Origin of the sequence: Salipaludibacillus daqingensis (assembly GCF_029891575.1) — a bacterium.
Classification (GTDB): Bacteria; Bacillota; Bacilli; order Bacillales; family Salisediminibacteriaceae; genus Salipaludibacillus; species Salipaludibacillus daqingensis.
On sequence record NZ_JARZHF010000013.1, the window covers coordinates 34,379 to 57,025 of the forward strand.

20 protein-coding genes and 1 pseudogene are annotated in these 22,647 nt (G+C 36.7%); 14 read left to right on the forward strand and 7 right to left on the reverse strand.

The genetic code is table 11. The features are described 5' to 3' along the window. Nucleotides 1-95: 95 nt before the first annotated feature. From QDN89_RS20485 to QDN89_RS20505, 5 genes are all read left to right on the forward strand, one after another. Nucleotides 96-1,544, forward strand: a complete 1,449-nt coding sequence (locus QDN89_RS20485; RefSeq protein WP_280772040.1) for an NAD(P)/FAD-dependent oxidoreductase — start codon at nucleotides 96-98, stop codon at nucleotides 1,542-1,544. A gap of 33 nt (nucleotides 1,545-1,577) precedes the next feature. Continuing rightward, the gene (locus tag QDN89_RS20490; protein ID WP_280772041.1) at nucleotides 1,578-2,846 is read left to right on the forward strand and encodes an NAD(P)/FAD-dependent oxidoreductase; all 1,269 of its coding nucleotides are present in this window, start codon (nucleotides 1,578-1,580) and stop codon (nucleotides 2,844-2,846) included. Next, nucleotides 2,843-3,250, forward strand: a complete 408-nt coding sequence (locus QDN89_RS20495; protein ID WP_280772042.1) for a DUF1667 domain-containing protein — start codon at nucleotides 2,843-2,845, stop codon at nucleotides 3,248-3,250. The genes QDN89_RS20490 and QDN89_RS20495 overlap by 4 nt, the downstream gene beginning before the upstream one ends. A 774-nt stretch (nucleotides 3,251-4,024) precedes the next feature. Next, nucleotides 4,025-4,426 (forward strand): hypothetical protein, encoded by a 402-nt coding sequence (locus tag QDN89_RS20500; RefSeq protein ID WP_280772043.1) that lies wholly within the window; start codon nucleotides 4,025-4,027, stop codon nucleotides 4,424-4,426. Between the two features lie 100 nt (nucleotides 4,427-4,526). Beyond that, on the forward strand, nucleotides 4,527-5,159 hold the full coding sequence (locus QDN89_RS20505) for a TetR/AcrR family transcriptional regulator (protein WP_280772044.1): 633 nt from the start codon (nucleotides 4,527-4,529) through the stop codon (nucleotides 5,157-5,159). Between the two features lie 355 nt (nucleotides 5,160-5,514). Here QDN89_RS20505 and QDN89_RS20510 read toward each other — a convergent pair whose 3' ends face one another. Next, nucleotides 5,515-5,724: a hypothetical protein gene (locus QDN89_RS20510; protein ID WP_280772045.1), complete on the reverse strand. Its 210-nt coding sequence runs from the start codon at nucleotides 5,722-5,724 to the stop codon at nucleotides 5,515-5,517. A 404-nt stretch (nucleotides 5,725-6,128) separates the two neighbouring features. Here QDN89_RS20510 and QDN89_RS20515 point away from each other — a divergent pair, with 404 nt between their 5' ends. The 3 genes from QDN89_RS20515 (at nucleotide 6,129) to QDN89_RS20525 (ending at nucleotide 8,701) form a co-directional block, all read left to right on the forward strand. Then, the gene (locus QDN89_RS20515) at nucleotides 6,129-6,605 is read left to right on the forward strand and encodes a hypothetical protein (protein ID WP_280772046.1); all 477 of its coding nucleotides are present in this window, start codon (nucleotides 6,129-6,131) and stop codon (nucleotides 6,603-6,605) included. 297 nt (nucleotides 6,606-6,902) lie between these two features. Further along, nucleotides 6,903-8,267, forward strand: a complete 1,365-nt coding sequence (locus QDN89_RS20520; protein WP_280772047.1) for a PcsB-like coiled-coil domain-containing protein — start codon at nucleotides 6,903-6,905, stop codon at nucleotides 8,265-8,267. Between the two features lie 230 nt (nucleotides 8,268-8,497). Next, nucleotides 8,498-8,701, forward strand: a complete 204-nt coding sequence (locus QDN89_RS20525; RefSeq protein WP_280772049.1) for a hypothetical protein — start codon at nucleotides 8,498-8,500, stop codon at nucleotides 8,699-8,701. A 105-nt stretch (nucleotides 8,702-8,806) separates the two neighbouring features. Here the strand turns inward: QDN89_RS20525 and QDN89_RS20530 are convergent, their stop codons facing one another. Further along, complete coding sequence (locus QDN89_RS20530) at nucleotides 8,807-9,478, reverse strand: DUF421 domain-containing protein (RefSeq protein WP_280772050.1); 672 nt, start codon at nucleotides 9,476-9,478, stop codon at nucleotides 8,807-8,809. 87 nt (nucleotides 9,479-9,565) lie between these two features. Then, nucleotides 9,566-10,123: a class I SAM-dependent methyltransferase gene (locus tag QDN89_RS20535; protein ID WP_280772051.1), complete on the reverse strand. Its 558-nt coding sequence runs from the start codon at nucleotides 10,121-10,123 to the stop codon at nucleotides 9,566-9,568. Between the two features lie 610 nt (nucleotides 10,124-10,733). On the opposite strand from QDN89_RS20535, the gene QDN89_RS20540 reads away from it, so the two are divergent. The 4 genes from QDN89_RS20540 to QDN89_RS20555 all read left to right on the forward strand — a co-directional run bounded on the left by QDN89_RS20540 (nucleotide 10,734) and on the right by QDN89_RS20555 (nucleotide 15,757). After that, the gene (locus QDN89_RS20540; protein ID WP_280772052.1) at nucleotides 10,734-11,774 is read left to right on the forward strand and encodes an MMPL family transporter; all 1,041 of its coding nucleotides are present in this window, start codon (nucleotides 10,734-10,736) and stop codon (nucleotides 11,772-11,774) included. Next, nucleotides 11,767-13,161 (forward strand): efflux RND transporter permease subunit, encoded by a 1,395-nt coding sequence (locus QDN89_RS20545; RefSeq protein WP_280772053.1) that lies wholly within the window; start codon nucleotides 11,767-11,769, stop codon nucleotides 13,159-13,161. The genes QDN89_RS20540 and QDN89_RS20545 overlap by 8 nt, the downstream gene beginning before the upstream one ends. Before the next feature lie 24 nt (nucleotides 13,162-13,185). Then, nucleotides 13,186-13,746 (forward strand): TetR/AcrR family transcriptional regulator, encoded by a 561-nt coding sequence (locus QDN89_RS20550; RefSeq protein WP_280772054.1) that lies wholly within the window; start codon nucleotides 13,186-13,188, stop codon nucleotides 13,744-13,746. 217 nt (nucleotides 13,747-13,963) lie between these two features. Then, nucleotides 13,964-15,757 carry a glycerophosphoryl diester phosphodiesterase membrane domain-containing protein gene (locus QDN89_RS20555; protein ID WP_280772055.1) on the forward strand — a complete coding sequence of 598 codons (1,794 nt, stop codon included), beginning with the start codon at nucleotides 13,964-13,966 and terminating at the stop codon, nucleotides 15,755-15,757. Nucleotides 15,758-16,176: 419 nt separating this feature from the next. Here QDN89_RS20555 and QDN89_RS20560 read toward each other — a convergent pair whose 3' ends face one another. Continuing rightward, entirely contained in the window at nucleotides 16,177-16,656 is a 480-nt protein-coding gene (locus QDN89_RS20560) for a DUF302 domain-containing protein (protein ID WP_280772056.1), read from the reverse strand. 167 nt (nucleotides 16,657-16,823) lie between these two features. Continuing rightward, the gene (locus QDN89_RS20565; RefSeq protein ID WP_280772057.1) at nucleotides 16,824-17,498 is read right to left on the reverse strand and encodes a Crp/Fnr family transcriptional regulator; all 675 of its coding nucleotides are present in this window, start codon (nucleotides 17,496-17,498) and stop codon (nucleotides 16,824-16,826) included. Between the two features lie 1,223 nt (nucleotides 17,499-18,721). Between QDN89_RS20565 and QDN89_RS21970 the strand changes: the two are divergent. Together QDN89_RS21970 and fdhF are read left to right on the forward strand one after the other, a co-directional pair. Continuing rightward, nucleotides 18,722-18,865 (forward strand): annotated as a pseudogene (locus QDN89_RS21970) (hypothetical protein); the annotation flags it as partial. Beyond that, entirely contained in the window at nucleotides 18,854-20,800 is a 1,947-nt protein-coding gene (gene fdhF, locus QDN89_RS21975) for a formate dehydrogenase subunit alpha (protein ID WP_342394395.1), read from the forward strand. The pseudogene QDN89_RS21970 and the gene fdhF, both read left to right, overlap by 12 nt. A gap of 106 nt (nucleotides 20,801-20,906) precedes the next feature. Here the strand turns inward: fdhF and QDN89_RS20580 are convergent, their stop codons facing one another. Together QDN89_RS20580 and QDN89_RS20585 are read right to left on the reverse strand one after the other, a co-directional pair. Continuing rightward, nucleotides 20,907-21,809 (reverse strand): acyl-ACP desaturase, encoded by a 903-nt coding sequence (locus QDN89_RS20580; RefSeq protein WP_280772058.1) that lies wholly within the window; start codon nucleotides 21,807-21,809, stop codon nucleotides 20,907-20,909. Nucleotides 21,810-22,122: 313 nt separating this feature from the next. Continuing rightward, entirely contained in the window at nucleotides 22,123-22,572 is a 450-nt protein-coding gene (locus QDN89_RS20585; protein WP_280772059.1) for a cupredoxin domain-containing protein, read from the reverse strand. Between the last annotated feature and the right edge of the window lie 75 nt (nucleotides 22,573-22,647).

Below are 22,647 nucleotides of genomic sequence, written 5' to 3' on the forward strand. Positions count from 1 at the left end.
AAGTCTAAGAGATTTCAGACCTTAGTCCTGTTTCATGCGATTTTTTTATTCTCTGAGAAAAAGAGCGTACTAAAACGTAGAGAGGGGATTGGCAAATGTATGATGTAACGATTATAGGTGCTGGAGTTGTTGGAACAGCGATTGCTCGTGAATTAGCAAAATACGATCTGAAAACAGTCTTAGTTGATAAGGAGAATGATGTATCGAATGGAACAACCAAAGCAAATAGTGCTATTGTTCATGCTGGATTTGACTGTAAACCTAATACCGAGAAAGCAAAAATGAACGTAAGAGGGAATGAAATGTATGAACAAATGTGCAAAGATCTGGACGTCCCTTTTAAAAAAATAGGTTCTTTCGTCGTAGCTTTTGATGAAGATGATCTGACCACTCTTGATAAATTGAAAAAGCAAGGAGAAATAAACGGTGTACCTGGTTTGAAGATTTTATCAAAGGAGGAGGTTGAAAAACGAGAGCCTAATCTTTCAAAAGATGTTATTGGAGCGTTATATGCTCCGTCGGCGGGAATTGTTGGTTCCTATGAATTAGCGATCGCTTTAGCAGAAAATGCAGCAGATAATGGTGTCAACATTTTATTGAATAGCCCTGTGACAAATATCGATAAAACAGCGGAAGGCTTTCAGATTACTGCGGGTAAAGAAACATTGGTGAGTCACTTTGTTATTAACTGCGCTGGCGTTTACGCAGACAAAATCAATAACTTCGTAAACAAACCGACGTTTGAAATATTGCCATTTATTGGGGAATATAACTTGTTTGATAAATCAACAGGAGATTTCTTAAATACGATCGTTTTTCAAGCTCCTTCTAGCAAAGGAAAGGGTGTTGTATCGTTGCCAACGGTAGAGGGAAACTTCTTAATTGGACCAACATCTGAAGGACCGAAACAACCGAATGATCTTAAGACATCAAGAAATGGATTGCAAGAACTTCGTGAAAAAGGAGCGAAAGTGGTACCGAACTTTCCTTTTCATAAAGTCATTACTTCTTTTGCTGGACTTCGTGCGAAAGTGGCTCACAACGATTTTATTATCGAAGAATCCGAAACGGCTAATTTTATAAACGTAGCAGCGATTGATTCTCCTGGTTTAACAGCAGCGCCTGCGATTGCAGAAAAAGTTATGGAAATGCTGAAGGATAAACTCGTTGATCTACAAGCAAACATGACATTTGTTCCTACACGAAGACCTGTGACGAGGTTTATGGAATCGTCGAACGAAATGAAAGCAGAGTTAATTGGAAAAGATCATCGATACGGGCGGGTAATATGTCGTTGTGAAAACATCACGGAGGCAGAGATTGTTGATATGATTCATCGACATGCTGGAGCAACGACGGTTGACGGTGTGAAGCGAAGAATTAGGGCAGGTGCTGGTCGATGCCAAGGTGGTTTTTGTGCTCCTCGAGTGATGGAAATATTAGCAAGAGAAAGGAATGTGGATGTTTTATCTATTGTAAAAGACAAACAAGATTCGTATATCTTAACTGGTGAAACAAAAGCGACAACTGTTGAATTCGTCTGATGTGATCAGCTATTTAGAGGAGGGAAAAAGAAAATGAACTATGATTTAGTAATTATTGGCGGAGGACCAGCGGGATTAGCAGCTGCTATTGAGGCAAGGGAAAATGGAGTGGAATCCATCTTAGTATTAGAAAGAGATCGGGAGCTAGGCGGAATCTTGCAACAATGTATTCATAATGGATTTGGATTGCATCGATTTAAAGAAGAGTTAACTGGTCCTGAATATGCGGAAAGATTCATTATGAAATTACACGAGCTATCGATTGCATTTAAATTAGACACAATGGTGTTAGATATTACGGAAGAAAAACTGGTAAGTGCAGTAAATACTGTAGATGGATTTTTTCAAATTCAAGCGAAAGCAGTTGTTTTGGCGATGGGATGTTTGGAGCGGACAAGAGGTGCGATTAATATTCCTGGAACTCGCGCAGCAGGAGTTTATACTGCAGGAACAGCACAAAGATTTGTCAATATGGAAGGGTATATGGTTGGTAAAGATGTGGTTATAGTTGGTTCCGGAGATATAGGACTAGTGATGGCACGTCGGATGACATTGGAAGGAGCAAATGTTCATGCGGTTGTAGAGCTGATGCCGTATTCAGGAGGATTAGCGAGAAATATCGTTCAGTGCCTGAACGATTTCGATATCCCCTTGCTTTTAAGCCATACGGTAACGGAAGTAAGAGGAGAGAGTCGAGTTGAAGAAGTGGTTATTGCAAAAGTGGATGAACAAAATCGACCGATTGAAGGGACAGAACAAGTCATTACATGTGATACGTTATTATTATCCGTTGGACTAATTCCAGAAAATGAACTTTCTAAAAAGGCAAGTGTGGAAATAAACCCATTAACAGGTGGTCCGGTTGTGAATGAATCGATGGAAACATCCGTACCTGGAATATTTGCTTGTGGAAATGTTGTTCATGTGCATGATTTAGTCGACTGGGTAACAGAAGAAAGTTGCAGAGCAGGCAAACACGCTGCTTTATACATTCAAGATAAACTTGTGAAAAACGACGATCCAATGGTAACGAAAGCAGAAAATGGCGTACGGTATATCGTTCCACATCACGTTCAAACAGATAATCTTGTCGATAAGCTTACTCTCATGTTTCGAGTCGACAGTGTCTATGAAAATGTAAGGATTGTTATCAAGAATAACGAAGAGAAAATAAAATCAATTAAAAAGAGACACCTTGTTCCTGCTGAAATGGAGTCAGTTCATTTAAAAACGAGAGATATCGAAAAACTCCAAGCTGGAACCCTTTCTGTATCTTTGGAATTAGAGGAGGTTGTCCAATGAGTGTAACCGAATTAATTTGTATTACTTGTCCAATAGGCTGTCATTTAGAAGTGGAAAAGGTCATCAATGATGATAATGAAACGGTTAGTTATATTGTTCGAGGGAATACGTGCAAACGGGGAGAAAAGTACGGTATTGAAGAAATGACAGCTCCTACGAGGATGGTGACATCCACGGTGAAAGTGGATGGAGCTCACTTGTCTCGAATTCCTGTGAAAACATCCAAACCGATTCCAAAGGAGAGTATCTTTGAATGTATGAAAGTAATTAATGATGTTAAAATTCATGCACCTGTAACGTGTGGAGATGTGATTATCGAGAATTTCTTAGGGTTAGATATCAATATCATTGCTTCACGAAGTATGAAAAAAAGAACAAAAGTTACAGAAACAGTTAACGTGTAATGAAACTAGATAAAAGACAGCCCGCAGCGTATTGATCCGCTGCAGGCTGTCTTTGTTTCAGGCAATATAATTATCTGTAGTGAACTTATGACCCTTCGTTTGTAAGATACTCTTCTCTAATCACCGATTTTTGCCACTGAATTTGTTGTTCTTCTGCTTCTTTTTTTAAATCTTTCCATTCTTTTGTTTTGTCATTCTCCGTCATTATAGTCCTCCTAGTATTCTCATTCATTCGGCTTTGTATGAAACCTTAGATAAAACTTCATATGTATGAAATTTGTTTATTGCTTTTATCTTTTCTTACATATTTGGACATAGAACTTCCTTTTCCATGGAAGAAATGGGTAGTAAGATAATCAAATACTAACACGTTATCAGAATTTTCGCAATACAATGTCTTGTTAAAATATGGTGATATTTGCAAACAAATGATAGAGGATGTTGAAATTATGAGACTTTATTAATGATCGTTGGCATTATAAGGTGTAAATTAAGCTATTATTGCAATAAAACGTCGGTCTAACATCAAATTTCTTTCAGTTTAAGAAGAAAATACTGTTATGAAGTTAATTTAAATGAGTAAGGGTGAAGGGATGGGACTAAAAACTGAAAAAATGACAAATTAGTGAACAAATGTCGTTTTCGTTCATGAGATTTATTCCAGACCACTTTTTAATATTGACAAAAATAATTCCTCAGAATAAAATATGACTATATAGTCATATGACTATATAGTCACATATGTTTATTACCTTGCGAAGGGAGTGGAGGACGGTGAATTATTTTCAAGTAATTAGTATTTTATTTGGAATCGTCTTGATAGGGGGGAGGCTTCTCATTCATATTATGCCTGAGAAGTGGGCGAGGTTTGAACTTGATCATGTTTATAAGCAGAAAAGGCCTTCGTGGGTTTGGATTGTGGGAATGATTTCGCTTATTATTGTAAGTATAACTTGGTACATGCAGCTAACATCAGAAGTTCCTATGTCAATGATTGTAACAATTGTTGTGACATTAACATTAGTGAAGGTATCCCAAGTCATCTTTAATTATGAACGGTTTCGACAGTTTGCCAAAAAAGCATTGACAGAGGATCGAAGTATTATAGTGAAAATAAACATTGTCACGACGGTTTTAGGAGTGATCCTTATCGTACTTGGTGTAAGCATATATTAATGTTGCGTTGTTACTTGTTTGTTGTATTTGAAGAATCTACGAGACTCCTCATGAAATACAGAAACACTTAAAAAGATTGGAATTGGAGGAGAAGTCATAGATGCCAAAAGATACTTTCTATAATCTACCTAGTGAAAAGAGGCAATTCATCATTGACGTGATCATCGATGAATTTTACGAATATGGATTTGAAAAAGCAAGTATTAGCAGAATTGTTCAGCAAGCTGGAATTGCGAAGGGAAGTTTTTATCAGTATTTTATCAATAAAAATGATCTATTCTCCCATGTAATAGAAATAATCACAGAAAAGAAATTTGCTTATCTAAAGCATATCCAGGAAGAGATACACGAGTTACCTTTTTTTGATATTTTGACAGAAATGTATATGGGGGCACTTGAGTTTTTGAAAGACAATCCGAAGCTTGCTACAATCAGTGATGAATTTATGAAAAATAGTAATGAAGTAAGAAAAAAAATCTTAGGAGAAAATGTGCATAAAAGCAACGAATTTCTTGCAGGACTGATTCAAAAAGGCATTGATCGAAATGAAATTAATTCTAACATTGACGTTCTTTATCATGCACATATGCTAACATCCATGTCTATTTCCATTGGAGACTATTATCGAAATCGTGAAAAGGAAAAGGAGGATAATGAAGTCGATGAAGACGTATATGCAAACCTTGTTCATGAAACGGTCCACCTATTTAAAAATGGTATAGGGAAAGGTTAACCATTATTTTACTATTTTTGGCACCTGAAGGGTGAAAAAGGCTATACTGAACGAATTTATAATGCGAAGAAAGAGGAAGTCCCCATGAGACTGCTTCTTTCTCTGCAAGTTTCCCTCTTTTTGGAAGCTGTGTCGAAGCAAATCGAAGCTTATTCGTAAAGGTAAACGCTCTTTCCCGCGGAAGAACGAGCCAAATGAGAACCCGGCAGCGCATGAGCCCGAGGAAGCTCAATGCTCGTCCGTGGGAAAGCGAGTGGAGATCTTCCGTAACTTTTTATTTTCAAGGTATATGAGCGATTTATAATCCAGTTGGGTTATCAGCTATATATTAGACTAAATGAGAGTGCCCTATCAGCTAACTGGGCCTTGTTTCATTTTCTTTAGCCACTTCATGAGGTGGTTCTTCTTTTTCCAACTCTCGTGCAGCTTCGATTTTGCCTGAATTCTCTCTCATACTCACCGTACCTCCACCGAGGCCTTCATTTATCATTCGGTCTACATCAATAAAATATTTTTCTTTGCCTTCATTGGCGTTTTCGAATGGATGATCATTTTTCTTCTTCATCTAATCCCTCGCTCTGCTTCTGGGTCCACCGTCTTCAGGGGCAACTTTCGAAATCGTAGTACGTTCCTTCCTATTATTGGGCTGAACTGCATTTTTACTTTCCTGCATATTTCTCTTCGATTTTGATCGTTTACTCATAGAAAACCCTCCTTTTAACAGTATTTTTTCCTGAAAAAGTTGAAAATATGAATGGGATAAACTGGACGAATAAATGAAAAACTCTTTCTTGAATACCTTCTTTGCCAAAGAATTTGTTCAAGAGAAAGACATAATTTGAACAACTTTTCTTCGCTATAATTAAAGCTAACATATGTACTTTTGCAGCAACTGAAAAGGCCAACTTCGGACAGCAAGTTGGAAAGGTAAATTTTTTGTTTCAGATAGAGAAGAGAGGTGAGGTAATCATGGTCAAGCATAAAACAGATAAGAAACCATTTTCCTGTAAAGTCCTCATTTTCTTGCATGTGTTTTTAGGTGTAGGGGCAGTTTTTGGAGGCGGAGCGTTCATCATTGATAATACTGGAGAAATAATTAATATGCCAATCAGTTTGTTAGAGTCAACTCCGTTTACTAATTTTTTTGTACCAGGGCTTATTTTGTTTTTCATATTAGGAATTATCCCTTTAATTATCGCTATCTCTCTTTTAAAAACAAAAGAAAGGAAACGAGTGCAACGTTTCAATTTGTTTAAAGATAATTATTGGGCGTGGAGTTTCTCTCTTTATATTGGTTTTGCACTAATTATCTGGATAAATGTACAAGTGTTTCTTATCAATGCTGTAGAAGTCGTTCATCTCGTATATATAGGAATAGGAGTGGCGATTCAAGCGGTTACACTTTTACCGTCTGTTCAACAATATTACAAAATAGAGGAAAAATAACTCACTGAGTACCAATGCATTATTTAGAAAAGCTTAGATTTAACTTCTAAGCTTTTTTTCGAGTGTTGTGCCAATTTAAGCAACCTATTATGAGAAAAGAACTGGTTATACCCTCATTTTAAATTTCAAATATATGTTACAAATCGGTGAATAGACCTATTTTGAAACACAATCATAATATTTTTATTACAAGACTGTTATGTTTGTCTGTTACAGTATGGAATGATAAGATGATAACTTGAGTTTAAAACTAGACACCAAGAACGATACACTAATAACTCTTAGGGGGAAGAAAGTGTGCTAAAAAAGTTAATAATAGTAATGATGCTCATATGTTTGTCTCCATTTTTTATTGTTAGTGGAGTTTTTGCCACAGAGGAGCTTGAGGACGAACGGGAACAAATAGAGCAAGAGCGTGACGCTGTTCAATCGAACCTCTCAGATGCTGAGGTTGAACTAGTTGCATTAGTACAGGAGCTAGACGAACTAAATGAACAACTTGAAGATCTCAACGACGCTATTGCGAAAAATGAGGAGTCGATTGACGAGACGGAAGTAGAGATTGATGAAAATGAAGCAGAAGTTGAAGAGTTAGAGTCAAATATTGAGCGACTTCAAAATGATATCGAACAACGCTTCGAATTATTAAAAGATCGTGCGAGCTCTTATCAGAAAAATGGGAGTGGAAATGCGTCTTACATTGAAGTTATTTTAGGAGCAGAGAACTTCGGTGACTTTATTAGTCGTATCGTAACAATATCTAAAATTGCTAAAGCAGATAACGACTTCATTGAACAACTTGAATTAAATCAACAAGAGTTAGAAAACGCACAAGGAAAACATGAGGAAATTCTCCTCGAACTTGAGCATCAAGTGAAAGAGCTTGAGGAATTACATGCACAGATTAAAAAGCAACATGATAAAACGAAAGAAGTAAGAGACGAAGTGGAAAATAATGAATCAGAGCAAGAAGCACTCATTTCTCAATTAGTGGATGAAGATAAAGATTTAGCTTCTCAAGAAGAACAAATTCTCGAACGAATCGAAGATGAAATTCGTCGACAAGAAGAAGCTCGAATCGAAGCAGAAAAGCAAGCAGAAATAGAAGCGCAGGCGAAGGCAGAAGAAAAGGCTCGTCAAGCGGAAGAAAAAGAAGCAGAAGAAGCTCGTCAAGCTGAGGAAGAAGCTGACAAGGCTCGCCAGGCAGAGAAAAAAGCTGCTGAAAAGAAAGCGGCAGAAGAAAAAGCTAGTCAATCAAATCAAACGAATAGTTCAAACACCAATGACAGTAGTTCATCTAAGAGCTCGGAAAGCTTGAGTAGCCGAAGTTCTTCTAGTTCAAACAATTCTTCGGGTTCATCCTCTGAAGGTGGAAACTGGCAGACATTCTCAGCAACAGCGTATACAGCTTCCTGTACAGGTTGTTCAGGAGTGACGAGAACTGGGATTGACTTAAATGCCAATCCGAATGCTCAAGTGATCGCTGTTGATCCAAGTGTGATTCCACTCGGGTCCCGAGTAGAAGTGAAAGGCTATGGCACTTTTTTAGCTGCAGACACTGGAGGAGCGATTAATGGACGAAAGATTGACATCTTTATGGCAGACCGTTCTGATGCGATAGCATTTGGACGACGATCGGTGGAAGTACGTGTTTTAGATTAAATATGAGACGATAGACTTAAAGAACCTCTGACTCTTTTCTAAGAAGACAGAGGTTTTCTTTTATTCTGATGAAGATGCCTTTAATTGGTATCATGTGACAGAAGTTGGTCAACTCATGGGAATTATTCAGTATTTATAAAAAAAGAGCTGGTGTAACGGATGTGTACTTGGTAAAATATATTCTGTCTAAAATTGTTATTTTGGGTTAAATTATTATTGGAGGTTCTGTTATGGAAGTGAAATTTAAACGGAATTTAACACCTACAGAAAAGGAAAAAATAAGGCAATATGTAGGGTTTTATAGAGGAATAGCAGTTTTTAAAAATTCTAATTCGCTAGAAGTTATTCCAAAGAAAAAGTTCTCAGAAGATGAGCTTTTTGAAACGTTAAAGTCACTAGATGTACCGATAGAAAACGCAGTGGTTACCATTTAACCTCCTGCGTTTTTTTGTTTGCATTCAGTTTATTTTTAAAAATACCACTTGTAGGACTATAATAAATGAAATTGTACATTCGTTCGGAAGTATTTATAGATACTTCTATATATATGAAACGTCAGGATAGATCGTTAATTCACCATTATCCTTTATGTAGGCATAGTAAATGTGATGAAGGTTGTCATAACCATAGTCCGCCAATTTATTTTTCAACCATTGTTCATCTCTTTCAATTAATTGGAGATTACGATGATTGATGTTGCCTTCATTTACAACAGTTATTGGTAAACCTGAAAACGTTACATCTATGTCCATATCTTTTGGTTTTAATGGTCGCATGTTTTCTCTAGGAATGATACTTATTTTCCCGTTTGGCTCTAATATGGCGTATTCAAGATCCTTAATATCTGGATAACCTGAACTTCTTAAAGTTGAGAGAAGCTCAATGAGTGAGAACCTCGTTTTTTGTAAATTTTTTTGAATGATTTCGCCATTTCTTATTAAAATACTCGGTTGACCAATAATGAAATGGTTAAGTATCCGGTGCATACTTAGTTTTGATAAAACCAAGTACAAAGACATGATTAAAAAAATACAGATGCAAGCATGAATAAAACCTTGGACTTCCACTGCACTTAATGCAGAGTATGCTAGGAAAAATATTGTCACAAGGTCATACGCGGTCCATTGAGATAATAGTGTTTTTCCCAAAATACGCATGGCAACAAATACTAAAAGAAATAAGAAGGCTAATTTAAGTGTTTCAATCAGCATGTGATATCCAACTTTCATGATTATTAGACATTTTTTATTGTCTTCAAAAAACAAAAATATATGTCAGAAATAACATGCTTATTATCATTATTTTCTAGCTAAAATCGTCTGCCGGCTTTCTTGCTCATTTTCTTCATAAAAAAGAATGTCCCACTCAGAAAACTCTAATAATAATTCTTTTGGCTGAAGCTTATATTGATCAGATACGTTATTTTGATCATTTATAGAAGAAAGATAGAACGTCTCCATGAAAAAATATCCGTTGGGTTTAATGATGGATTTTACAAATGGAAAAATGTGACGGTCGAGGTAATAAGTAATGACGACTAGATCGATTGTGTTTTCTTCTAGGTCTAATTCATTCCATTCAGTAAGGTCTCTGACGTGAGCAACAATTGGAAGTTGTTGTTTAGCAGCATTGACTTGGATATCATTAATAGCAATATCAGATATATCAAATGCTTTGACATGATAATTACATTTGGCTAAGAAATAACTGTTAGCACCAAGCCCACAAGCAAGGTCAACGGCAGATCCGCCTGATAAATAAGGAGCCAAATTCATCAGACGAGTGTTTGGTGTCGCCACCACATTTTGATATAGACGATCAGTATGTTTACTGTTCCATTTCTGTTTTACGTCCATGGGTACCTCCCTCATAAATTTAGTAGTAAAATTGGGAAATATCACGCAACATTATTGTTTTTCTCACTAGGAAATCTAGTTTATAACTACTATACAGCAAATCACTTTCTTTGGCGTATGAATGCTGATTTTATTTCTAATTACAGTCTTACAGAAATGCAATACACATTTATTGTCTTCCCAGCAACTGGGCTGCCGATCCATCTACCAGTGGAAGATAGAGTTTTATAAGGGAGAAAATAATAATTAAGTTTGAAAACCAAATATGTAAGATTGAAAACAATATTTCATTTAAAGCTGAGCTAACGTGTAAAAAACATGGAAGCTCAATTTTTTTTGAGTAAATATATTCTCCGTGGAAAGAGAAGCCATGAAAGAGGCGTCCTGTAAAAACTAATAAATGGCACCGGCTCAGAAGCCCAGAATAATCAGCAGTTTGTATAGAGGTAGGTTCGTTCAACTTTCAGCAATACAAAAGGAGTATTTCATTTATTTAGTTGACAATGTCATTATAATCATATATTGTTTGTAAGTACTTACTTACAAACAAAACGATGTATTGATTCAAAGAATTGTCACTAGGAATAGAAAAGGGGGGGGGATGTAACAAATGAAAAGTTTATTGAATAGATGGTTGATCCGTCATCCAGTGAAAAGTGTTATTTATATGATCTTACTCATCATATTGTTGCTGACTGGTGTACCATTTATTGAAATGGCCACTGGTAATGACACGTTAGTAGAAACAGATACGGATGTATATCAAGATAACGAAATGTTAGCCGAGGAGTTCGGTGGTGAATCGGTAATTATCCTTTTTGAAGCTGAAAATATTGAAACATTGTTTTCAGTTGATAATCTAGGTGTTCTTGAGAAGTTGACGACGTTTGCTAAGGAGGAATCTGAAGTAATTCATAGCATTGTCAGCCCGTATACAGTATTAGATCAGATATTTACAAAACGTCGACAGGAAATAGAATCGGGATTGGGAGAAATGGAGGATGGTCTAGAAGAACTGGCTGAAAAAATGGAGCAATCTAATGAGCAGTCGCCAGAACATATACGACAGGTAATAACAGAGTTTAACCAGTTAAAGTCCCAAAGTGGTGCATTTCATGAAGGGATCCCGAGGGATCAAGAGACACTTGATCAAATACTTTACGAAGACGGGGAGATCAAAAGTACGTTTCGAGATATGACTATTGATGATCAGTTTATGACGATGATAATTACATTCAAAGGGAACATTGATGATAATGATAAAAGTGATTTTGTCGCAAGTTTACATGATGCGGTAGATGATCGAAATATAACAGATATGGAGATGATTATTTCAGGCAAGCCAGTACTTGATGATGATATTCGTGATTCGATGCAGGAAAGCATTCAAATAATGTTGGTGATGTCATCTGGGTTCATGATTATTATTCTTTTTGTCGTTTTTCCAGTGAGGTGGCGTTTGTTACCGTTAGTAATCATTCTGATTGCACTCGTAGGAACAGTTGGCCTAATGGGGTGGATCGGTGTTCCAATCACGATGGTGTCTATGGCTGTATTCCCAATTTTAATTGGACTCGGTATTGATTATGCCATTCAGTTTCAAAGTCGATACAGTGAAGATTTAAGAGAGGAGGACGAAACAAATGAGTAGATTAACGAGTCAAAAAATCGAAGCAAGGAAACGACTGAAGACAACAGTTAATCAGATGATTCCTGCCGTTTTGACTGCCCTTGTAGCGACAGCTCTTGGATTTATTGCTTTATATACTTCTCCTGTGCCAATGATTCAAGATTTTGGGAAAATGCTGACAATAGGTATGACTATCAGTTTTATTGTTGGTATATTTATCTTAATTCCTCTCTTATTTATCCGAGATGGATATTTTGTAAGAAATAATGACTCTCAAAAGTCGCAAAAAAATCGATCTATTTCGAAGATGGATGTTATTTTGCGTAGATGGACGAATATAGTCGGAAAATTAAAATGGGTGATTCTTATCGTTTCAATTGTTGCAGCAAGTGTTGGTGTCTACTTAGATCTTGATGCAAAGGCAGAAACCGATGTGGAGTCATTTATGCCACAAGAGTCACAAGCACTAATGAATATTGAAACTGTTCGAAATGTTCTTGGTACAACGGAACAAGTATCAATTGTGTACGAAAGTGAAAACGTTTTGGCTGAAGAAACAATGCAGTGGGTTGATGATCTAGGGGGGGATTTAGAAGAAGAGTTTTTCAATGAAATCGTTACAGTACAATCGCTACCAGCAGTATTAGAGAGTACCGGTGAAATGGATGGAAAAGAAAAGTTTGGTAGAGATGTACTAGATTCCTTGCCAACTGATCAACGTGATCGTCTCGTTAATCCCTCTATGACAAAAGGGGTTCTCCACATTGGAATAGAAAAATTACCTACGGAAGATTTGGAAATATTTATTGAGGACTTAGGAATCTTTATAGAAGAGGAACGAATTGGGGGTGTGGAGACAACGATTACTGGTCAATCAGTTGTAGACTTAGAAATGGTTTCTGCACTAACATCTGGTCGATATCAAATGACACTCCTTGGTATGGCTTTTGTGTTTCTTGGATTGTTCGCTTTTTATCGAAGTCCAATAAAAGCGCTGTTACCACTTTTTCCGATAGTATTGATCGTTGGCTGGTCTGGTCTTGCTGTTTCTTTACTTGGTATAGAATATACACCTCTTACTGCAACGTTAGGAGCACTCATCATCGGTATTGGAACAGAATTTACAATTTTGTTAATGGAGCGCTATTACGAAGAGCGAAAAAATGGTGAATTAAACTTACGTGCTATTTTGATTGCCAATCAGAAAGTAGGAAAGGCAATTCTTGCTTCTGCTTTGACCACCCTTGGTGGTTTTAGTGCACTTCTTATTTCTGACTTTGAAATTTTGAGTAATTTTGGTATGATGACGTTGATAAACATCGCATTGGCCGTCGTTAGTACCTTAGTTGTCATGCCCGCCCTTTTGATGATTGTAGGGAGATGGATTAATGTAAAATCAGTGTCATGACAATAAGAGATTGAAGGGGATAACTTGAAAGATAAAAAAGACCAAATCATCCATGCTGCAATCGAAGTGTTCATTCGTAAAGGATTACAAGCAACAACTCAAGAATTAGCAAATGAAGCAAATGTAGCTGAAGTTACGCTATATCGTAAATTTGGCAACAAGCAACAATTGTTCGTCACTGTACTTAAATCAGTTATCGAAAACAAGTTTTCTAGTCAATTAATGAAACAAGCTAAAACAAGTGATTCACAAAAGTTTTTGCGGGAACTGATCGATAATCGATTAGATGTGCTTTCTCGGCACCAAGCTCTTGTTAAAATGCTTATTTCTGAAAGTTTAATGGGGCATTTGCCTCCAGAAATTGATTTACCGGAGATTATTTTTGCCACATTAAAAGAAGGGATTGTTCTTCATGCTGAGCATAAGGAACAAACTATTGATGCAGAAACGCTTGCTAGGCAACTGAGTGGAATATTTTTAAGCCATCTCATCTTACCATCTAGTAAAGCTTATCATGAACTTTCGGAAGAAGAAAAAAATCTCCTTTTAGACCGATATGTTTCGTCTATGATTGGCAACATATAAGAGAATTTTTTTGAAAACGAGCCAATTGGTTCGTTTTTTTGCGAAGTAATATATTTTTCAAATCTGAACTGAAAAAATAAGAGTATAGTAATAAAGTCAAATTCGTTTCGAGATTCCCGTTCTTTTTTTGATATAATGAAGAAAAGAATTCATTTTAGTGATCACTCGCTGAATAAGGTTATGGTTAGCCTTCTAGGCATGAAAAGAAGGGATAGCTATGTTAGTAATTGTAAAAAGAAGTTTACAAGACTTTTATCTTTCTTATAAAAAATATGTAGCTTTTGCATTAATCTATATGTTGATGACAAGTTTTCTGTTCGTTCCAGTCATTTCATTTTTATTTAATCGTATGTTAAAAGCATTCGGTTCGGGTTCTCTTCTCAATGCTGAAGTGTATCGTATCGGTTTAAGCACGGTCGGTTTAATAGGATTGCTGATTATTAGTTTCTTAACAGTAGTTATTTTCTTTATTGAATTTGGTGTGATGATTATTATCGCACAACAAACCTACTTTAAAAGAGATGTTCTCGTTTCAGAAGCATTGGTAACAACAGTGAAGAAACTACCTGCTTTACTTGGATTTGGAATGATCCAGCTTATGGTCATTTTCTTCATGATTCTTCCGTTTATTGATTCACCAGTGTTTCCGGCTTTGTTAGATTTTAATATACCGATTATTCTAACGAGCCAATTCTACTCTATGTCAACAGTCGCAATGATTCTATTTTTAATCATGTTTCTCATGGCAGTCTTCTTTTTAACAAGATTAATATTCACACTTCACTTCATTTTTATTGAACAAAAGTCTGTATGGAATGCCATGAAAGAAAGCTGGAAGTTTACAAAATATAAAAAAGTGTACATCATCGTAAATGTTCTATTGCTAAATCTCGTCATATTCGTATCTGGTTTTTTAATCATTACCATTCTGTCCTATATACCAAACGTGGCAGATACTATTTTTGTTAGTCAAATCATCGAGAATTATTTGATTACATTTTCCAGTTTTATGGCGCTAATTATTTCTTTGCTCTTTATTCCATTGAACATCATTATTTTGACGAATTTATATTATCATTTTAAAAATCAGCAAGGCAGAGGCGAATCAGTCAAAAATAAATTAATCGTCTATCCATCGAAGAGATTAGCAAAGGTTGAAAATGGACTGACTGGATTTTTCGCAAAAAGAAAATACTCACTTGTAGCTGTAATCTTTATCTATGTCACGACAGTGTTTGCATTAAATTATACGGTGAATGATCAACTTGTATATCTAAAGTGGAATGTGCAAGTAGCTGCTCATAGAGGGGATTTACAAAATGCACCAGAAAATTCGTTAAGTAGCATCGAATCAGCTTTAGAAAAAGGTGTCGATGCCATTGAAATCGATGTTATGTTAACATCTGATGGTGTCATCGTGTTAAATCATGATCCAACACTCAGACGGGTTGCAGATATGCCCGACAGAGTGGAAGAAATGCCCTATGTAGAAGTGGCCGAAGTAGATATTGGCAGCCAGTTTTCAGAGGAGTTTATTGGAGAAACGATTCCCACATTAGACGAAGCTTTGGACCTTTTGCAAGATGAACCAGTTACTGTGATCATTGATATTAAACTTCAAGATCTTACGCGAAGCAATGAAATGGCAAAAAGTATCGTTGAATTAGTTGAAAAATATGAAATGGAAGATAACGCATATGTTCAAGCGTTCGATTATGAACCACTTCAAGAAGTGCGTAAAGAGAATAGTGAAATTAAAATTGGTATAATCCTTTATTTAGTGGCTGGAGGGTTAGATAGTTTAGACGTCGATTTTTACACAATTAGACAAACGATGTTGACCGAACGATTTATAGAAACCGCGAAAGCTCAAGATCGAGAAGTATGGGTCTGGACGGTTAATCTTCCAAGAAACATACGAGAAGTACTCAAATATGACATTGACGGCATCATTACAGATTACCCAGTAAGAGTTCAGCGCATGACAGGAATTGAAATGGTCCAGGATTGATGTGTAGGTGATGCGCAGGGACGGTTCGGGACTGCTGAAAAAGTCAATTTACCAATATTAAAATGCATGATAATCCAATTTGACTTATTACAGAGGTAGTTGATGAGACTGGAGCAAGCGAGACTCCTGCGGAAAAGGAAGTCAGTCAAGACCCTGCAGGGAAAGCCCGAAGCGGCTTGACGACTTCTCCGCGGAAAGCGAGTTTGCGCAGGGCTCGTCAACCTCTTTATGCGGCTCACCTTATAATTTTAATAACGTTTCTGAAAATATAACACTTTTTCACTGGTCTCGGACGGTTCTCGTTCGGCATTAATGATTTTTTTGCTGTGAAGTATAGAAGAATAGCTTGGATTGATTCGATAGTGATTAAAGAGACAAAAAAGAAGGTGAATGAACCACCTTCTTTTTTGATATGATTTCTATTTAATAACAGACTCAAGGATTTCTTCTGTTTCTTGTGCGGCTTTTTGCATTACATCGTCAATTGTACCGCCAAAAGGTTTCGCCATAAGGCTAGAATTCATTCGAGTAATATATGTTGTCCCATCACTTTTTTCATAAAATGAAATTCGACAAGGCATCAATGGTGATACAAGTCTTTCATCATCAAGTGCAAGAATTTCAGCTGAGTATTTAGAAGAACAAAGTTCATAAATTTTAATTGGAATGACTTCATGACCGTGTCCATCTAAAATTTCTTGCATATCATGTGTGCCAGCTACACTCCATCCTGCCTCTTCCACTGCATTTTCAAAAACTTCAATCGTTTCGTCAAAATCATATTTACTCTCATCTTCATGCATCATGATGGTTGGTCCCGCCTGAAAAGCAAAAATAAGCATAGAAATAAGACTGATGATGACCCCAATTAGAATACCAATACCAATATTTTTTTTCATTTTAATTCCTCCTATGTTCATTCTGTTAAAGTTGACATCCATTAAATGAATTGTTTATTCATTCAAAGTATGACCTTAACTAAAGAATACACGGATAGGAAAAAAGGTTCTGTGACTAAATCACATAAGCAATGAATTATATAAAATCACTATTATGTAAAGCAGTTTCATAACAGCTCTTCCAAGGAATTTCGGTCAATGACTTTTATAGACCCTCTTGATATCTGAACAATATTTTTCGCAGCAAATTTCTTTAACGTTCTGCTTACTACTTCACGAGCTGTTCCTATTTCATAGGCAATATTTTCGTGGGTTAATTTATAAACGAAGTTTGGTTTTTCCTCTGTTAAGGAGTATAAAAAGGAAGCAACTCTTTTGTCCATGTTATCAAAAGTGATCGTTTCAACAACGGACATGATGTCATGCATTCGCTCAAATGTTTTTGCGAATATAAATTTTTGGAAAGCTCCGTTTTGAGATAACAACTTTTTAAAAATTTTTGCCGGAACTGCAACAACCTCGATGTCTTTCTCTACTTGAGCCATTGCATTAAACTCCATATCCGTCATGATACAAGAAGCGGTCATGAGGCACGTCTCTCCTTCACCCATGCGATACAATGTGATTTCTCTGCCTTCCTCAGATAATTTATATACTCTAATTACTCCTTTTAAAATAAAAAAAATATGAAGACAATGGAATCCTTCACCCATCAAAATTTGATCTTTCTCCATTTGAGAAAAAGTCATATGATTTTGAGTTAACTTTTCTTCCTCTCCTGTCATTTCATTGAAAAATGGAAATAGTTTTTGAGCTTTTTCGAGTGTATGTTCGTTTATCATTTTGTACCCTCCAAAAACGATGATTGTATTTATCTGTTCTCCGAGTTAACTCGATAATTTGTTAACGAAACGATCCACAACTTTTTCTGTAACAACCTATAACATAGCTTTTTGAAAAAAAACGGGTTTTCTGACTATTTATATTATTTTATATTATACCGAAAATAATGCGTTTAGGCTTAGAAGAAGCTTTAGTGAAATCAATACAAATTGGGAAATTTTAATGGACTGTAGGAGTATTTGATTGAAATTTACATGATTCTAAACAAAGAGGATATAGTTTGTGAAAAATATACCTCTTGGTGAACTAGAACAACGTTTTGAAGAACTAAGTAAAAATGATAACATTCATGGGTAAACTTGATCCAGGCATGGAGAAGAATCTGGAAATGGAAATTGTACCGAATCGCTGTGCCGTTCGATAAAAAGGTTACTTTTAGCGTGCTTAGGACTACCCTTCATACATAGTGTTAAAGGGTTTTTTGTTGATTGATAACTAAGGAGGAATGATTGTGAATAGATCACTTTATTAGAAAAAAGGTGAGCTGAGGCAAACCTATAGCAAATTTAGAATCTGGAACGTCAAGGAAAGATTGGTTGTGACAAACAGAACTTCAAATTCCAGTAGAGAAAAAAGATGTGTAGGAGCGATTCTTAAAGGGGTAAATGGTAAATTGGAAGTTACGCCACAAAAACCGACCTGAAAGTGATTGTAACTCACGGTCAGGTCGGTTTTTACATCGTAGATAAGCATATTTTTGGTGTACGTATTGTGTCAATGCAATCAACTAGTGCAATTGTTACCTCTGTTAATCTCCAAATTAATTTGTCCTCAAATCTTGCATACGCTAATCTTTCCAACTAGCTAATAACTTGACTTTGAAAGCGGTTACATATAAAATTTAGTTAAATGTTTACAATAGTGCAAATAGTGCATACGTTAGAGTTTTTCATAGTTAATCCTCATAAGTCAAAGCTTATGCATCAAACTTTGTTCTAGTATTGATAGTGCCAGACCTCCAATTCATTAAAAATGGAATTAATGGAGATCAGGCACTTTTGTTGTTTTTCAGACGAGAAGGCTTTAAAGGAATTAACGGTATATGTTTGCTGGAGGTATTCTTCTATAACAAGGTTTTGTCCACATCCATTTCCTAGATGAATAGAAAAAGAGAGGAGAGGTTAGTATGGATCATTTGCAGCAAGAACAAAGTCCACGAGCGATGGAGACGATTTGTAGTTTTTGTGGAACGGGTTGCGGTTTAACCGTAAAGGTGGAAGATGATAAAATTTCGAAAGTCGTCGGCACGAAAGCAAATGCTTCTAGCCATGGAGAAACGTGCGTGAAAGGTTCGATGGGCTGGAGGTATCTTTATAGCGATAAACGAATCAAACACCCTTGGATTCGAAAAAATGGGGAGCTTGTTCCAGGAACGTGGGAGGAAGCACTAGCAGTTATTGCAGATAAATTTAATGGATTGAAAGAAAAACATGGACCGGATTCATTAGGGTGTTTCAGTTCATCACGATCTTCCAATGAGTTGAATTATTTAGCAGCGAAATTTATGAGGACAGTCATCGGAACGAATAATATTGATAGCTGCAATCGAACCTGACACGCACCAAGTGTCACCAGTTTGGTGGCTGTATTCGGTACAGGAGCGACAACAAATTCTTATGATGAAATGGAAAATACCGATGTCCTTATTGCTTGGGGAAGCAATACGCAAGAATGTCACCCGATCATATTTAATCATATTAGAAGGGGAATTAAAAATAATGGAACGAAGATGATCGTTATCGATCCGAGAAAAATTGATCAAACGAAATTAGCAGAAAAATGGCTGCCAGTTCGAGTAGGAGCTGATATTGCATTAGCCAATTCTATGGCCCAAGTGATCATTGAAGAAGAATTGTATGACGAGGAATTTGTTTCACGAGCGACAGAACATTTCAACCAATATAAAGAATGTGTGAAAGAGTATCCACCGGAAGTTGCCGAGGGAATCACAGGTGTTCCGGCAGAGGATATCCGCGAAGTGGCGAGGATGTATGCAAAAGCAGATAAAGCAATCATTAACTGGACCCTCGGTATTACAGAACACCACAATGGGACGGAGAATGTATTCGCTCTCATCAACTTAGCTCTATTAACGGGGCATATCGGTAAATATGGTTCAGGTTTAAATCCTTTACGCGGTCAAAATAACGTGCAAGGTGGAGGAGATATGGGAGCCTTGCCGAATCGCTTAACTGGCGGTTGGGATTATGATGACCCGAAAGCTCTGGAACTTTTTAAAAACGTGTGGGGAGTTCCGGTCCCTGAAACAAAGGGAAAACACCAGACGGAAATGTTAGCTGCAATGGAACAAAAGGAGATCAAGTCACTCTATATTATCGGAGAAAATCCTGTTCAGTCAGATGCTGATGGGCATCATATCCAGAAGTTGTTTAATGACTTGGAGTTTCTAGTAGTTCAAGATATTTTAATGACAAAAACGGCGCAAATGGCCGATGTGGTTTTGCCTGCAGCAGCGAGTTGGGCTGAAAGTGATGGAACAGTGACGAACTCAGAGCGTCGTGTGCAACGGGTTCGATCAATCGTTGCCCCGCCAGGCGAAGCACGTCACGACCATGAAATTCTTCAGGATATAGCGAATGCGATGGGACTTGATTGGAACTATCAGTCGGCGGGTGAGATATGGGACGAAGTGAGGTTGTTATCACCGAATTTTGCAGGAATTAGCTATGACCGTTTGGAAAAAGAAGGGGGGATTCAGTGGCCATGTCCGGATGAATCTCATCCAGGAACAGGTTTTCTTCACGATAGACTTTGGGAAAAGAATGTCACGAAAAAAGTGCCGTTTCATCCGACAAATTATCAAGCTCCCGTGGAAATGCCGGATAATGATTATCCGTTCCAGTTGACAACCGGAAGACGTCTGTCTTTTTATAACACAGGGGTACAAACGCAAGATTATAAAAAAATCAAAGACAATGAAGAATTTCTTGAAATTTCCCAAGAGGATGCGGATGAACTAGGGTTTGAAAATGGGGATATGGCAAGGATTATTTCTAGAAGGGGCCATGTTACGGCCAAAGTTAAAATTAGTAAAAAGCTATATAAAGGACTGTTATTTATGACCTTCCACTTCCCAGATCAAACCGATACGAACTTGTTAACGATTAACGCAACCGATCCACTCGCTGGAACTGCAGAATTCAAAGCATGTGCCGTAAAAATAGAACGAGCAGACCGGAAACAGCGGGAAAGTTCCCCAGTTTCTGCCCATGGAGATTGAAACGAAAAAAAGCAAGGGTATATGTTTATGCCCTTGCTTTTTCTTTTTATGAAAAAATGTCCTAATGTGTAATGATTCGAATGCGGAAAAGTGATCTGAGGATTTTCTACTTAGCTTGATTTTTTTGTCTGTAGAAACGATCTCTCACCTTTTTTAGTCTTGCATGATAGCGTAAAATATCTAACCGAGCTTCTTCTGCTTGTCCGTTTTTAGGGCGTAATTTTTCCAGTTCCCAATAATCTACGATCACGTCTAGTACTTGATCAAAATATTCTAATGGACCATAGTTTGCTTCTTTTGCAATAATCGACATTCGATCTTCGAAGTCAGGCATAACAGCACCTGGCATTTGAAAGTTTTTAATAACATGTCCTAAATAGTAGCAATAATTAGGCTCTAGTTGCAAATGATGCTTTATGACGTCTCGATAAAAAGCATAGTGTAACGTTTCATCCTTTGCTAGACGCCTGAGCATAGTAGCTAAATCCTTATCATGGTCATTTGCAAGCTTTGCCACATTCGTATAGAAAACCATTGTCGCTAATTCTTGTAATGTCGTATACACCATCGTTTCAAACGGAGTTTCAAAATCAGGATCAAATCCACTTTCTACCGTTTGTTTATGAAGCTGATGCAAACGCATCGGTTCAACGTTTCTAGTTATTAAAAGATAGTTTTCTAATAAATTGGAATGCTGGTCTTCCTCTGCAGTCCAAGTATGTACAAAATCCCGAATGACAGACAAAGACCCTTTAAACGTTTGATCTAAGTGTGACGTAAACCAAGGGAGATTGACCTCCGTTAACAGCGCTGTTTCCACAGCAGTAATGATTGACTTTGGCAAGGTGACTTGGCTTTCATCCCATGGCACTCTCTGAAAACTTTGGGCCTTGTCCCATGGTAAAAATTCGTGATAACCCCAATCAATCTTTGCAGCCCTTACCTTATGTTCTTCATACATTTCTCGTAACTTAGGTTCTAACCTATAATCTAAATGATTCGTTAACAAAACAGGTTCCTCCTAATAATTTTTTGAGCCGATTCTATCATTAGCACTGTTTTAAAAGTATTAATCTAGTTGGGGTTAATTATACAGATAATTTAGATAATTATCTGTATTTTTAATAAATTAATAATATTTAATACTTTGAGAGGATAAATGGGGAACGGATATGTTGTGAAAAATGGTGTAGGTGAGGGAGATAGCACAAATTTTATGAAAACCACCTGAGTGAAATGTGATTAACAGTTGAGTCAGGTGGTTTTAAATGAAACATAAAATAGATTTTTTAATATGCTCTCTCAAGATTCACTCTCAAACTTTAATCAACAACTAAATAAGCGATCATTGGACCGTTATCATCGATCGTTTCGTGAGCTGTACAGATCAGTCTGTAAGTTCCTGATTTATTGAATTGAAGGTTTAAGATTGTTTCCTCTCCTTTTTTAACGGTACCTGTTACGTCTGTTCCTTCAATGATAAATGGATGTTCTTTTCCATTCACCCCGTAAATACTCAGCTTGATCGGTTTTCCTTTAGATAGATGAACCGTCCCAGGATCCCAGCGGTAAGATTCAATTTTTTCCCCAGATTCGGTTTCCGATTTAAATTCAGTGGTGATCATGTTGATGTGATAAGGTTCATCATCTTCAGAACTAAATATTCCTCCAGTCACTTGAGTAAATGAGTTTAAAAAAAGGAATGTGACGACAATAAAAAAACTAATCAATGCAATAATGATCCATTTCCCTTTTAAAGTGATAAAATTCATTTCTCTCCTCCATTCTCGTTTGATAGTTATTTATACGTAGGAATGTTGGAAACTTGTCCTTTTTCAAAAAATAGT